Below are 13,555 nucleotides of genomic sequence, written 5' to 3'. Positions count from 1 at the left end.
TCCGGCGGAGCCGACCGCAAGCCGAGATACCGACGGGACGTGCGCGCTCGCCGCGAGTCTCCGCTCCGGACGCGGCTGTTCTCGCCGCCGCAGCGGATCGTGTTCGCGGATCAGACGATCGAACAGCTACCGCTCAGGCGCGGACGGCTGGTTCGGTGGGCTTCGTGGCAGGGCTGTCGGGTCACGCGTCGGGGTGGACGAGCCGGTGCTCGTATGCCCAGATGACCAGGTGCACCCGGTCGCGCAGGCCGAGCTTGGCCAGGATCCGACTCACGTGGATCTTCACTGTCCCCGCACTCAGGAACAGCCGGGACGCGATCTCGGCGTTCGAAGATCCTCGCGCGACGTGGAGCAACACTTCACGCTCCCGCGGGGTGAGGGTCGCCGCCGGGTCCGGCCCGCACGGCGAGGCGGGTAGGTGCACGCTGACGCGGTCGAGCAACCGCCGGGTGGTCGAGGGCGCGATGACCGCGTCACCGTTGTGGACTGCGCGGATGCCGGCGAGCATCTCGGCCGCCGGGGCATCCTTGAGCAGGAAACCGCTGGCGCCGGCGCGCAGCGCCGCGAAGGCGTACTCGTCCAGGTCGAACGTGGTGAGGACAATGACCTTGGGCCTCGGCCCGGGACCGGCGAGGAGTTGACGGGTTGCCGCCACGCCGTCGACGCGGGGCATCCGGACGTCCATCAGCACGATGTCGGCGGCGGTGACGGCGAGCGCCTGGAGCGCCTGCGCCCCGTCGGCCGCCTGGCCGACCACGGTCATGTCGTCCTGCGCGTCGATCATCATCGCTGCGCCGGCGCGTACCAGGTCCTGGTCGTCGACGAGGAACATCCGGATGGTCATGCGACTGCCTCGTCCGCCGGCGCCGCGTACGGCAGTCGGGCGATCACCAGGAAGCCGCCGTCAGCCGGACCCGCCGAGATCGACCCCCCTGCCGCGGCGATCCGTTCCCGCATGCCGATCAGGCCGTGGCCGGTCCCGGCCGCAGCGTCGTCCCGGTTGCCCCGGTCGCGGACCGTCACGGAGAGGCCGTCGACGGTCCAGCTCACCGTAACCACCGCCCGGCTGTCCGGGCCGGCGTGTTTGACGGTGTTGGTGAGCGCCTCCTGCACGGTACGGAAGATCGCCAGTTCGGCGCCGGGGGTGACGGGCCGCGCGGCGCCGTGTTCGTGGTGGCTGACCGGCAGGCCCGCGGCCCGTACACGGTCAAGAAGCTGCGGCAGATCCCGCAGCCCCGGCTGGGGCTCCCGGCTTTCGCTGTCCGACTCGGCGGACCTCAGTACGCCGAGCAGCCCGCGCATGTCCGTCAGGGCGAGCCGGCCCGCGTTCTCGATGGTCGCCAGTATCTCCGCCGCCCGCTCCGGCTGGCTGCGGACCAGGAACTGTCCACCCTTCGCCTGACTCATAATGACGGAGAGTGAGTGCGCGACAACGTCGTGCATGTCCCGGGCGATCCGGTTCCGCTCCTCGATGACCGCCCGCCGGGCGCGCTCTTTCTGTTCGGCTGCGGCCTGCCGAGTCCGCTCCTCGAGCAACGCGAGGTAGGCCAGTTGGGTGCGGCGGTAAAGGCCGAGGATCCACGCCGCGACGACGACCGCGACCAACAAGCCGCATACCAGGAACGGGTTCGGTCGGAGTCCAGCCGCCGTCACGCTGGGATCGTTGACGAGGCGCAGAGCGGCCAGCACCGCGGCGACGGCCGCCACGGCCAGGCCAGCTGCGGCAAAGCGTCGACTCGCGTAGACCCCCAGGGAGTAGATGGCGAACGGGAAGACCAGCACCGAGGGCATGATCAGGAACAGTCCGCTGACGGCGGCCTGCACCGCCAACGCGACACACACCAGACCAAATGCGGCCCGCGGCGCTGCCCGCCGGGCCAGCAGCGCCGTATGCGCGCCCAGCACCCCCAACCCGAGCGGTACGGCCGGGCCGACCGGCAGCGACACGAACGCCATGACCAGCGACAAGGCCGCAACCGGGACGCTGACCAGCACCGACAGCAGCGGGCCCTCTCGCCCCGTCCAGCGCGCCATGCCCCCAGCCTAGGCAGCCGTCGACAGGGGGGCGGACGGCGCGGGTGCCGGCTGGGCGCGCCACTGGTATCCGAGCGTGGCGGCGCCGAAAGCGAGACCGAGCAGCAGCCAGGTTCCGTACACGAAGGCCACAATCCACCCGCCGTCGGTGAACCGTACCGGGCCGTCGACCACGCCCATCGCCTGCGCCAGGGCGCCGAGCCCGGCCAGCGCCCCCATGCTGAGCAGCACACCGGTCGCGGTCCAGCCGGCGGCAAGCAGCATCCAGCGTGGCAGGAACCGACCCCACGGCTGTACCAGCGCAAGGGCGATCCCGCCGGCTACCCCGAAGACGACCAGCTCCATGACGGGGAAGCCCTCGAGAGAAACCGAGCCCACCGCCTGCCGCGCCAACTCGCCACCCATCGCCCAGTAGACCTTCAGGGCCGGGTACGGCAGGACCAGTGCGGCTGCCGCATAGCCGGGCCAGACCTTCGGGGCGCGGTTTGCGCCGGTGGCCCTGGCATGGCGGAGGGCGGCTGCGGCCAGCAGTGCCCCGGCCGCGAGCGCTGCGGCGCGAGCCATGAACCCCGGCCAGTCGACGACCGGTGGCAGCCCTGGCACACCGAGCACTGCCAGCGCCCGCAGCGCGTCGAAGACAATGCCGCCGGCCGACCAGATCAGCAGGACGAGTGCCGACCACGCGGTGGCCAGCACCGCCAGGCGTGGTATCCGGACCGAACCGGGCCGCCGCCGCATGGCCAGCGCGGCACCGACGCCGAACAGGGCGCCGACCGCGGGAACCCACCAGGGGGCGAAACCCTTCGTGTAGCCGTCAGCTGCCGGCAGGGCGGCCCGAGTGAGTGCGATCGCCAGGGCGGCGACGCAGGCAAGGCCAGCAGCGTCAGGCAGGCGGGACCGGGCGTACGTGGGCATGGCATCTCCGTCGGGTCGTCGAAACGGTCAGCTCCGACGATCGCCCACCAGCGGTCGAGTCGACATCTGCCGCGAAGCCAGGACATGTATGCCGCTGGTGATACGGCACGTCCCCGCTCGTCCACGTCCCGCCCGGCTCAGGGCCCGCCGCACCTCATCCCCGCGTCCCTGGGAGGTGTCGCACCACCCGGGTGCTGCCCTTGCAGTCGGCTGGACAGTTCTCGTGGTAGTTCGCGGACTGCTTGGCGCCGGCGAGAAGATACGACAGCCCTACCAGGTTGTCGTCCTTGAGCAGCAGTGCCTCGGCCTCGATTTCCTCGAAGCGCCGCTGTTCGGTCAACAGCCAGCCAAGCTGCCGGTACGAAGAGTTGTGCCCCGGCTCGGCCAGCGTGTCGCGGACGAGCTGAGTCGCCTCCTCCAGGCGGCCCTGGGCCGCCAGCAGCCGCACGCGAACGTGCCCCTCGCCCGCGTCAACGGCAGCCTGGTAGGCGGCTACCGCCTCGTCGGCGCGGCCCAGCTTCTCCAACAGCGCGCCCAGCGGCCATCGAGAAACACCCTCCCCGCCGATCGCTGACCGATAGGCGCGGACCGCCTCGTCCAGCCGGCCCGCCCGGGCATACACCTTGGCCAGCCGGACGCCCGCCGCCGCGTCACCAGCCGCGATCGCCGTCTGGTACTCGCCGATGGCCTCGTCGATCCGGCCGGTCCTGGCGAGCAACGCGGCGAGACGGGCCCGGGCTTCTGGCTCACCCGCCTCCACCGCCGCCCGCCACCCGGCGATTGCCTCGTCGGTCCGGCCCGCATCCGCCAGCAGGTTCGCGAGGCCGCCGTACGCCCGAGGCAGACCGGCCTCGATGGCCGCCCGCCAACGCGCCTCCGCCTCCTCGACGCGGCCATGCTCCATCAGCAGATCGGTCAGGCGTTCCACGTCCAGCCAGTCCCCGCCGCTGGCCCGGGCTTCGAGAACCGTGATCGCCTCGTCCACCCGCCCCTGCTCGACCAGCCACTCGGGGCGATCGTCCGGATCAGTCGGCTCGTCGATCATGCCGGCACGATACGACAGCGGATGCTCTGCGAATCAGTCGATTTCCTCGGCGTCGCTCAGGTCTTCCAGCCGTACCGGCCGGTGCTGAGCGAATATCACAGCCAGGCCGTAGGGGTCGCAGACGGCAAAGCGCCCCTCCTGGAAGTGCAGGATCCATTCGCTGTCGGTGTAGAAGTTGAGCTGCGGGTTGTCCAGCGGAAGCTCCTCGGCAGGGACTTCCCGGTAGGGATCGAGCTCGTCCTCGGCCAAGCCGAACCAGGCCGGATCGGTCAGCATCGTGGCGTGCACGAAGCGAAGCCCTGCCACCAGGTAGTGATCGATGTCGTCGAGCACGCGGGCGATCATTGGCAGATCGACGTGGTCGAGGTCGTCGACGCCGTCGAGCAGGATGTTGACCGCGATCGGGGCGCGGTAGGCCGAGCTCGTGACCGGCTGTTGGGGTCGCCATACGGAGAGATCGCCGGGCCCGCGTTCGAGGGTCAGTAGGCCGATGCCAGGACGAGACACGGTCGTGGTCATGTCGACATCCTCCACCCGCCCACCAACGCCTGACCTGACTGGCTGGGCAGCGCGATGCTCCCCGGCAGCGACGCGGCGGGTCCGGGCTGAACAGATAGCCACACTCTCATCGGCTCCTCAAGAACGGAGCCGGCCTGGACCAGTACCAGGTGCGCGACTGGCAGCCCTGGTACGCCCACATCAGCCTGTCCAATACCAAGACCGCACCTGCCACTACCGACGGCGCGGCTACCCGTGACCAACTGCCGTTGCAGTACTGTCCGCGACAGCACCGGGCCGCGGCACCGCAGAAGTCAGAGGCGCCCGCACGAGGCCGGCATGGGTGCGGCGGAGCAACTCCAGGGCCATTGCCTCGCCCGAGGTGTCCGTCCCGAGGAGGCGGTTCACGTGCAGGTGCACGTAGCTGTGGCACAGTGCCTCTCGGGACCGCCACAGATTGCCGTCGCGGTGCAGGGCGGTGAGCTGGGCGATGGCGGACTCGAGTGCTGGCCGTCGGGCGTTGAGCAGCCGGGACACTTCGTCGTCGGTGGGTGGGGCGGCTCCTAGCGCCTGGCGCAGGGCACGTTGCCGTCTGCGGTATTCGAAGCCGCCGGGGTGGGAGGAAGGTGGACCGCCGTAGGAGAAGGTGGCTCGTTCTTCCCGGGACAGGCCCAGGCAGGCCAGGAGGTCATCAATGCTGACCACGGCCAGCTCCAGCAGGTCTGTGCCGAGCCGGCCTTCGACGTGGGCCTGCAGCATCTCGGCGACGCCCGGGCTGTCGGCCATGAACAGACGCTCTGCCGCCGCCATCCCGGCCTCGCCCCCGTACCTCTCGATTTCACGCTCGTACGTCTCGAACGAGAACTTCCCGCAGATGCCTTCGGCCGTCAGTCCGCCGGCCCAGGCACAGACCTGCTCCATCAGCGGGCCGGTGAGCGCAGCTGGATCTCCATGGAAGCGGAGGCGGACGTGGCACTCCGGATCCGCATAGCGGACGAAGAACCAGCCGTCCGCGAGGCCGGACCGGGTGGCGTGCTCGGCGAAGGTGCGTACGGGTCCACCGATTAGGTCCTCCTCTCGATGCGGGTCGCAGTAGAGCTTCAGGTACAGCCAGTCGCTGCCCGGTGGGCGCAGCCGTTCCACCGGGTCGACGACCTTGGTGACGGACAGTGTGTCGCCACCTGGGCGCCCCCCGCCACGGCGGACGAGAGGGGCCACCACCTCGCACATGTGGCCGCCGTCGGTTCCCGGCAGCCAGGCGTGCTCCGGTCCGGGCAGCGCTTCCTGGAGCATCGCGGACCCACCGGGGACACCCGCCCTGAGTTCCTCTCGAAGCAGCTCGACGTCCCGTACGTCGTCGAGGTCGAGAAGCAGCCGGTTGTCGGCCACCGTCAGGTAGACGTGGCGGGGTACATCCCATGTGGTCCGCCATGTCGAGAGCGCTGGCCCGAAGTCGTCGTCGGGGCCGGACCCGTTGGCGGTGGCCGGGTCGAGCCGCCACTGGGCGGGAGCCAGGACGATCCGGTGGCGCTGGACCCTTGGCAGGTAGGCCAGTCCAGCCGCCGGTCCCCAGGAGAAGGCGGTCAACTGGCAGCGGCCGTCGTGGGCGACATCGACCAGGAACCGGACCGAGGCCGATGCCCGCCGGGTGTTGAGCATGTGCCCTTGGACCCCGACGACCTCGGCTCCCCCCGCAGGCCAACCGACCACGAAGCGCCCGTCCCTCAGGCCGACGACCAGCTCGCGCACCGGTATCACGCCCTCGGCCGGAACGCCGGGCCATGCATCGACGAGGATCTCGTGTCGCCGGACAGCGGGCCTCAGCGCCACGTTCGCGGAGCGTGGGGGGTCGGGCGAATAGACGACCTCAGCAATGAGCGTGCTGGGGTCGTACGCCTGCTCGATGCGTGCGAGTTCAGCCAGCGCCTCCCCAGCGGGGGGCCCGAGAAGGCCGGCGAACCTGCCCAGGCCGCGGCCAGCGGCGGACGCGCCGACGCTGGGGCCGACGACGATCTGGAAGTCCCCACGGTCGATGGCAGCCGACGAGGCGGCGGCGACGAAGAAGGACAACTCGAGTGACGGCGGAATGTGCTCGGGGACAGGATCAGACGTGGCCAGACGGGCAAGGAGCTCGTCGTCCAGCTCCACCACTCGGCGGCCCTCCCGGTTGGCTGACACGGCGAGGTCGAGGAGGAGCTGGTCACGCGGACCGCGCCTGGGCCTGCCCGCGCCGCCGTGGGAGGACGGCGGTCCGAGCCCGGTCGCGGGGTCGAGAAGCTCTAGCAGCGGGACTCGGCGGTGCGGCCCGTACCGGCCCTCGAACCTTCGCCGGTACTCCCCCAGGTGTGGCATTCCCTCCGGCAGGTGGCCCAGGCGTAGGAGCAGGCCAGCGGCCTCGGCCGCTTCGGCTGCCACCGAGGCGTGCAGTCCGGTGGACCGGAACGAGAGGGCGGTGTCGGTCTGTAGGACCTTCCGCGCCCCACCACCGTTGATGCCGACCCTTCCCGTGCCGGCGCCCACAGCGGTCACGGCAGTGTCCACATCGACCATCCGGTGCTGCAGAGGCTGCAGGTGGTCCGCCTTCCGGTCGAGGGGCAACTCGTCCCACCTGGCCAGCTCGTCGACCAGCCCGGCCAGTTGCCGGGCGACGACGTGTGCCCGTTCCGAAGGGGTTGCCTCCAGGGACCTACGCAACCGCGTCATCGGATCGCCGCAGGTCGGTGCCGGGCTCAACTCGGAGATGAGGAATCCCTGCGTCAACAGGTCTTCGACCAACCGACCAGCCTTGTCCGGCGTAGCACCGGGTATCTCCCGGACCGCCTGCACCAGTTCGGCTCTCGAGGTGGCCACCCGTGCCGCACTCAGCACGAGGCGTACGGCCGCTGTAGCGCGTACGGAGCTGCCTGCCCCCGGCCCCACCGCAAGGATGGCGCGGCCACCGTACAGCAGCACAGCGGGACTGGCCATCAGGCGCAGGTGCGGACGGATGTCCGGGTCGTCGCGTAGCCGCTCGGTCAGCTTCTGCAGCCAACCCATGTCGGCCCGCGTGTGGGTGCGTGACGCGGCCGGGACAATCGCGATGTTCGTGGTCTGGGCCCACCGCACCAGGCCGACTCCTGCGAACAGGCCGAAAGGCGTCGGCCTGGTGGTCATCCTGATGAGGTAGCGCCTGAGCTTGCGGGCCAGGCGGGGAGCCCGCCTGTCCTGGAGACCGGTCCGCTCCAGTGCGGCGGCCAGATCCGGACTGGCCACCCGTATCGCAAGGGGCAGCAGCGGATCAGGGGGGAGCAGCGACGAGCCGGACCGGGCCGGGAGAGTGAGGTTGCGGGAGCCCGCTGGGAGGAGAGGGGCCCGTAGAACGGCCCATCCGAGCGGCTCGTACAGCACGGGTCGGTGGCCCTGGCGTGCCCGCTGCACGCGGTGGGTTCCGGTCATGAGAGCAAAAAGCTCCGGTCCCAGACCGGCTCGATCCCGGTAGCTGCGGCCAGCAGGGTCATGGCGACACCCGCGGCACCGTCCAGCAGGCCGGCCCGGTCCACGGCGACGTCCGCCGTCTCCAAGGAGGCGTAGCCGAACGGCCGCTCGGGATCGTACGCCGCCAGAAGCTGATCGACGAGCTCAGTCGACGCGTCCGCGAGGGTGTCCGACGGGGTGTCTCGCGCGAAGCGCAGGACGATCTGGAGTAGCCCAGCCACACCATGGCAGAAAGTGGGTGAGGGGACGTAGCGCAATTCGGCAGGGCGTCGCAGGATGCTGGTCATTCCCTCGACCGCCGCGCTGCGCAGCCCGCCGTCGTCCAAGGCGCAGCCTGCCAGCCACAGGGAACGCGCGACCCCTGGAGTGCCGTAACACCAGGCACCCCGCGTCGGGCCGGACGCTCCACTAGAGGTTGGCCTGCCCGCCGGCGTCAACGGTACGGCGTCGGGCCAGCCGCCTCCCCATACGTCGTCGACCCGCTGCGAGAGCAACCATTGGGCGAGGGAGCGCACCGCCTCGCGCTGACCGGGGACCTCGTAATCGCTTAGCAGGGCGAGGGACAGCAGCGCCAGGGGGCCGGGTATGCCGTGTGCGAGCCCGCAGTTGAGCTGTCCCGAGGGATAGGCACGGCGCGTCGACTCGGAGAGCAGCAGTTCCGGCGGGGTGGCCCAGCGGGGTATGCCTCGGGGGGATTCGGCAAGGCGTACCAGAGCGGTGAGAACGTCCGGCAGCACACCGAGCGAGTCGCGCCTCAAGAGGTAGGCCCCCACACCACTCACCCCGGAGACGAGATCGAAGGCACTCACCGGCAGGCCGGTGCCGATGGCGTTCAGTCGCGCGGCGAGCTCCGACGCCTGCGGGGCCAGCAGCTCGTCGGCGGCCGCGAGCGCCCGCTGGTAGCGGTCGCCGTTCCGGCTCAGCGATTCCAGTGCGAAGGCGAAGCCGCCAAGTCCGGCGAACAGCCCGGCGTGCTCCGGGCCACCGTTCTCCAGAGCGGTTACCCCTTCGGCGAGGAAACCGTGGCCGACCGCGTCCCACCCCTCCCCCGGAAAGCACTGATCGAAATAGGAGCACATCACAGAGATCCCCGCATGCCCTCCAGCGAGTCCGCATGGGTTCCACTGAACCGACCCGGGATAGAGCGTCTGGCGGCGTGCCAATGGAAGCGACCGAGCGATGCGTTCGCGATCAGTGACACGGATAGCGACATCCCGTGCCGCGAAAAGCGCCGCGCTCTGCCGGGTCGCGTCGAGGGCGCCGGCCCAGACCGGCGAAAGCACAATGTCAGGCGTTGCGGACTCAGGCACCTGGACTCCCTTGGGTTTTGAGGTCGGTGAGGGGTGCACGCGCTGCGAGGGGCATCCCGGTGGTGATCGTCAACCAGGGGCCGACGCGCTCAACAGCGAGGAGTGCAGGCCGTCTCAATGCAGCTGATCGTTTTGTCCCAATCCTCATCCGGAAGGCAGCCCGTGCAGGTCGACTCACAGGAGGGCCAGATGTCGCACGTGTTGGTGCATCCCCAGTCCCCACACGTGCACGTCCAGAACGCTTCGGTCCACGGAATTGGCCGACAATTCCCCTCCGGGTCCGTCATCGGTTGGGTGTACTCGTCGATCGGGTTCGTGTTCTCGTCATACAGGGCGGCACGGAACTCCGGCCGGCGCCGGGCCCGCTGGGGGCCGCGGCGCACGGGGCCGCCGGCAGATGTTGGTCGCCTTCGCCGAAGGTCCAGGTCGAACTCATCCGGCGGCCGGACCGATGCCGTGCGCGTGTAGGCGATGTGGGCACCCTTCTTCAACGTGATCCGGGTTGCCTCAGTGCCGAGGAACGGCGCCTTCTCAGATGGAATCCGCGAACTGTCGAGGACGTCACTGACGGAGAACTCGATGAAGTAGTCGAGCCCTTTCGTGAGGTAGAGACGCCGGTGGCCGGGGCGGTCACTGTCTCCCAGTAACCCGCTCACGGTGAGACCGACTTCCGGCGGTCGCGAGGGGTCCGGGCGCAGCCGTTCGACCAGTGGGTCTTGGTGGCCTTCGACGTCCCTGAAAGGGCCGTTGTCCGTGGAGTCAGGCATAACGTTCTCCCAAAATTGATTCGGGCGGCCCGACACGTGAGCAGCTGCAGGCCTTCACACCTGGCATGATTCTCCTACGTCCCTGAGACCCATGTGCGCCGAATGTCGTCGACGCGTGAAACTGGATTCTGAAAGTCCGTCGGATCACCGCCTGGCTGCTACGCCACCCCGACACACGGCGTCCCGCCGACCGCACTGGGTCCGCGACGTCGCCTACGACGAAGATCGCTGCCAGGTCCGTGCCGGTACCGGCCCGCAGGTCATGGCCACCCTCCGCGACGCCGCGATCGGCGCCCTCCGCCTGGCCGGCACCACCAACATCGCCGCCGACACCACGCCCGCAACCCCACCGACCACTCGCCCTGCTCGGCATCACCTAACGACTTTGCCAGGGCCTGGGAGCTGAGCCGGATGCGCTCGCCGGAGCACGACCGTGTGATGTTCGAAAAGGTGCTCGTCTGCCATCGTGCTCGGCGAGCCAGCCGTCGCGCTGTCGGCTCGGCTGGGCGCTGGCGTGAAACTAGAAAGGCAAGAAGGAAAGCTCCCTGCCACTATTAACATATACCGCACCCCCGGGCTTGCGGCAAGACCCCGGTCGTGGCGCACAATCGTCGGCCGAGCGCAAGAACCGGCACACCATGGGGGAATGCATGTTCGATGTGATCATCGCCGGCGGCGGCCCGACCGGCATGATGTTGGCGAGCGAATTGCGTCTGCGGGGCGTCAACGTGCTCGTGCTGGAGAAGGAGGCCGAGCCGCCACCGTTCGTGCGGTCGCTCGGGCTGCACGTGCGCAGTATCGAGGTGATGGATCAGCGGGGGCTGTTGGAGCGGTTCCTCGAGAACGGCAAGCAGTACCCGATCCGTCCCGGCGACATCCGGGGATTCTTCGCGGGCATCGAAAAGCCCGCTCCCACCGGGCTGGACACCGCGCACGGATACGTGCTCGGCATTCCGCAGACGCTCACCGACCGGCTGCTCGCCGAGCACGCGGCCGAAGTCGGAGCCGAGATCCGGCGCGGCTGTGCAGTGGTCGGGCTGGAGCAGGACGACGACGGCGTGACCGTCCACCTTGGAAATGAAACCGCATCGCCGTTGCGGGCGCGGTTTGTCGTCGGCTGCGACGGTGGGCGCAGCACGGTTCGGAAACTGCTCGGGGTCGGGTTCCCTGGCGAGCCGTCGAAAATCGACACGCTGCTGGGCGAGATGGAGGTGAGGGCGTCCCCGGACGACATCACCGCGGTGATGACCGAGGTGCGCAAGACCGAGAAGCGGTTCGGGATCGGGCCGTCGGGCAAGCCGGGGGTGTTCCGGGCGGTCGTGCCGGCGGAAGGCGTGGTCGAAGACCGCTCGGTGCCGCCGACGCTCGAGGAGTTCAAGCAACAGCTGCGCAGATACGCCGGCACCGACTTCGGCGTCCACTCCCCCCGCTGGCTGTCGCGCTTCGGCGACGCGACCCGCCAGGCCGAGCGCTACCGGGTCGGACGGGTGTTTCTGGCCGGGGACGCCGCGCACGTCCACCCGCCGATGGGTGGGCAGGGGCTCAATCTCGGGATCCAGGACTCGTTCAACCTGGGTTGGAAGCTGGCGGCGGCCATCAACGGCTGGGCGCCGGACGACCTGCTGGACAGTTACGAGTCCGAGCGGCATCCGGTGGCCGCCGACGTGCTGAACAACACCCGCGCACAGATGCACCTGACGACCAACGAGCCCGGACCGCAGGCGGTTCGGCGGTTGTTGACGCAGCTGATGGACTTCGACGACGTCAACCGGTTCCTGATCGAGAAGATCACGGCGATCAGCATCCGGTACGACTTCGGTGAGGGTCATGCCCTGCTCGGGCGGCGGCTGCGTGACGTCCAACTGAAGCATGGGCGCCTGTTCGAGCTGATGCGCACCGGCAGCGGGCTGCTGCTCGACCGGACGGGGCGGCTTTCGGTGGACGGCTGGGCCGACCGGGTCGACCACGTCGCCGACATCAGCGAAGAGTTGGACGTACCGGCGGTGCTGCTCCGGCCGGACGGGCACGTCGCGTGGGTCGGCGAGGATCAGCAGACGCTCGAGGTCGCGCTGGCCAAGTGGTTCGGCGCCACAGGAGCTCCTACGGCCGGGTGAGGGACGCTCTCGAGGACTGCGACGCCCCCGGGGATGCCGGCGTGAAGGTGCGCTGCAGGTATCCCGGCGAGCGCGCGGATCGGGTGCCCGAGCCAGTGCCGCGCGGGTAGGCAGACAGTCAACTCCGGCGGCGGACCGCGCCGCTGGGCGCCTTCTCCGGCGACCGAACCCGTCACCGGCTGTCCCGTGCCGGCAACCGGCGCATCAACCGGGTCCTGCACATCATGGCCATCGTCCAGCTCCGCAACGACACCGAGGGACACCGCTACAGACCTTGAATGGTTGGGTCGAGTGGGGCTCCGGGGGGCGAGGCCGGTGTGGGCGAGGAAGTCCGCAACTGCCGCTGGCCGCCCGGCGTCTCCGGAAACGGCAGCGTGGGTAAGGTCCTGTCCACGGTTGGTTGGGTACGACTTGAGCTCGACGTGGAGAAGTTCGACGACGCGTAGTTCGAGCCTTACCTGCGGGCGTGCGCGGCCTGGGCGGCGACGGTCCCGACCGTGTCGACCAGCCGGCGCCGTTATCGGCTGGCGGGACTCGATCAGCGCACGGTAGCTTGCCGCGCGTGACCGACTGGATCAAGATTTTCGAGGATGACTGCCGCCTTCCATCAGGGCGCGAGCTGGACGAACTGACCGCGGAACTGGCGCAGTGCCTACGCGATCCGGACCCGAGCATTCGCGACGGCCATCCGTACGTCGTACTGCGCACCTGGATCGAACGCGACGTCATCGCCGGTGACCGCCGTGAGCGACTCGGCGACGAGATGGCCGACCGGTTCACCGACCCGCGCACCGAGGCCCGCACCTTCGCGCCCCTGGTCCTGGACATGATCGTCAGTCGGGGAGACTTCCGTCCGCGCTGGCTCGACGCCTTCAGTCGCTGGTATCCGGCAGAGACGGACCTGCGGGGATACCACCCGCGGCTGGGCTGGCTACACGCGGTGGCGCACGGCGCCGACCTGCTCGGCACCTTCGGCCGCCACCGTGACGTCGATCCCGCCGCCATGCTCGACCTGGCGGGCGCCCGGCTGCTCGCCCGCACCGACCACCTCTGGGCCGAGCGTGAGGACGACCGTCTCGCCCGCGCCGTCGCCCTGACTCTGACCCGCCCGGAGCTCACCGCCGCAGCGTCAACGAGCTGGCTCGACCCGATCACCGCCGACTTCCGTGCCGTGTCCGCCTCGACCACACCCACGTACGTCTCCAACGCGCTGCGCACACTGCGGGCGCTCTACGTCTTCGTCGATTGCGGCATACAGGTCCGACCAGACGGCCCCCGGCAGCAGATCACCCACCGCCACCCGGTCAAGCAGCGGCTGGTCGACGTGCTGGAAAGCGACGCCAAGGCCATCGGCTGAACGCGTGCGGACCAGGCGCACGTGATGGACTGCGGGCTGCG

The 13,555-nt window shown here is 69.8% G+C and carries 11 protein-coding genes; 3 read left to right on the top strand and 8 right to left on the bottom strand.

The window, feature by feature from the left end; all coding sequences use genetic code 11:
* Nucleotides 1–181: 181 nt before the first annotated feature.
* The 8 genes from ABT006_RS26475 to ABT006_RS26440 form a co-directional block, all read right to left on the bottom strand.
* Complete coding sequence (locus ABT006_RS26475; protein ID WP_350710646.1) at nucleotides 182–844, bottom strand: response regulator; 663 nt, start codon at nucleotides 842–844, stop codon at nucleotides 182–184.
* Nucleotides 841–2,034 carry a sensor histidine kinase gene (locus ABT006_RS26470; RefSeq protein ID WP_350710644.1) on the bottom strand — a complete coding sequence of 398 codons (1,194 nt, stop codon included), beginning with the start codon at nucleotides 2,032–2,034 and terminating at the stop codon, nucleotides 841–843. Before ABT006_RS26470 ends, ABT006_RS26475 begins: the two co-directional genes overlap by 4 nt.
* A gap of 9 nt (nucleotides 2,035–2,043) precedes the next feature.
* Nucleotides 2,044–2,949: a hypothetical protein gene (locus tag ABT006_RS26465; RefSeq protein ID WP_350710642.1), complete on the bottom strand. Its 906-nt coding sequence runs from the start codon at nucleotides 2,947–2,949 to the stop codon at nucleotides 2,044–2,046.
* Between the two features lie 154 nt (nucleotides 2,950–3,103).
* The gene (locus tag ABT006_RS26460) at nucleotides 3,104–3,994 is read right to left on the bottom strand and encodes a tetratricopeptide repeat protein (protein WP_350710640.1); all 891 of its coding nucleotides are present in this window, start codon (nucleotides 3,992–3,994) and stop codon (nucleotides 3,104–3,106) included.
* Between the two features lie 33 nt (nucleotides 3,995–4,027).
* Complete coding sequence (locus ABT006_RS26455; RefSeq protein ID WP_350710638.1) at nucleotides 4,028–4,513, bottom strand: hypothetical protein; 486 nt, start codon at nucleotides 4,511–4,513, stop codon at nucleotides 4,028–4,030.
* Between the two features lie 228 nt (nucleotides 4,514–4,741).
* A complete protein-coding gene (locus ABT006_RS26450) occupies nucleotides 4,742–7,927 on the bottom strand; it encodes a lantibiotic dehydratase (protein WP_350710636.1) in 3,186 nt (1,061 codons plus the stop codon).
* Nucleotides 7,924–9,276 (bottom strand): lanthionine synthetase C family protein, encoded by a 1,353-nt coding sequence (locus ABT006_RS26445; protein ID WP_350710634.1) that lies wholly within the window; start codon nucleotides 9,274–9,276, stop codon nucleotides 7,924–7,926. The genes ABT006_RS26450 and ABT006_RS26445 overlap by 4 nt, the downstream gene beginning before the upstream one ends.
* Before the next feature lie 89 nt (nucleotides 9,277–9,365).
* A complete protein-coding gene (locus ABT006_RS26440) occupies nucleotides 9,366–10,043 on the bottom strand; it encodes a hypothetical protein (protein ID WP_350710633.1) in 678 nt (225 codons plus the stop codon).
* A gap of 650 nt (nucleotides 10,044–10,693) precedes the next feature.
* On the opposite strand from ABT006_RS26440, the gene rox reads away from it, so the two are divergent.
* The 3 genes from rox to ABT006_RS26425 all read left to right on the top strand — a co-directional run bounded on the left by rox (nucleotide 10,694) and on the right by ABT006_RS26425 (nucleotide 13,514).
* The gene (gene rox / locus ABT006_RS26435) at nucleotides 10,694–12,157 is read left to right on the top strand and encodes a rifampin monooxygenase (RefSeq protein ID WP_350710631.1); all 1,464 of its coding nucleotides are present in this window, start codon (nucleotides 10,694–10,696) and stop codon (nucleotides 12,155–12,157) included.
* A 143-nt stretch (nucleotides 12,158–12,300) separates the two neighbouring features.
* Nucleotides 12,301–12,435, top strand: coding sequence for a transposase (locus ABT006_RS26430; RefSeq protein ID WP_350710730.1), 135 nt, complete (start codon nucleotides 12,301–12,303; stop codon nucleotides 12,433–12,435).
* Nucleotides 12,436–12,719: 284 nt separating this feature from the next.
* On the top strand, nucleotides 12,720–13,514 hold the full coding sequence (locus tag ABT006_RS26425) for a DUF2785 domain-containing protein (protein WP_350710629.1): 795 nt from the start codon (nucleotides 12,720–12,722) through the stop codon (nucleotides 13,512–13,514).
* The last annotated feature ends 41 nt before the right edge of the window (nucleotides 13,515–13,555 follow it).

The sequence above is a fragment of the Micromonospora sp. NPDC002717 genome (genome assembly GCF_040295705.1).
Lineage (GTDB): Bacteria > Actinomycetota > Actinomycetes > Mycobacteriales > Micromonosporaceae > Micromonospora.
Note: the sequence above shows the minus strand (reverse complement) of the source record. Positions and strands in the feature narration are given on the sequence as shown.

Bases quoted from the DNA above. Each gene is read 5' to 3' on its own strand.
- ABT006_RS26475 (WP_350710646.1), bottom strand. From the start codon at position 844: ATGACCATCCGGATGTTCCTCGTCGACGACCAGGACCTGGTACGCGCC.
- ABT006_RS26470 (WP_350710644.1), bottom strand. From the start codon at position 2,034: ATGGCGCGCTGGACGGGGCGAGAGGGCCCGCTGCTGTCGGTGCTGGTC.
- ABT006_RS26465 (WP_350710642.1), bottom strand. From the start codon at position 2,949: ATGCCCACGTACGCCCGGTCCCGCCTGCCTGACGCTGCTGGCCTTGCC.
- ABT006_RS26460 (WP_350710640.1), bottom strand. From the start codon at position 3,994: ATGATCGACGAGCCGACTGATCCGGACGATCGCCCCGAGTGGCTGGTC.
- ABT006_RS26455 (WP_350710638.1), bottom strand. From the start codon at position 4,513: ATGACCACGACCGTGTCTCGTCCTGGCATCGGCCTACTGACCCTCGAA.
- ABT006_RS26450 (WP_350710636.1), bottom strand. From the start codon at position 7,927: ATGACCGGAACCCACCGCGTGCAGCGGGCACGCCAGGGCCACCGACCC.
- ABT006_RS26440 (WP_350710633.1), bottom strand. From the start codon at position 10,043: ATGCCTGACTCCACGGACAACGGCCCTTTCAGGGACGTCGAAGGCCAC.
- rox (WP_350710631.1), top strand. From the start codon at position 10,694: ATGTTCGATGTGATCATCGCCGGCGGCGGCCCGACCGGCATGATGTTG.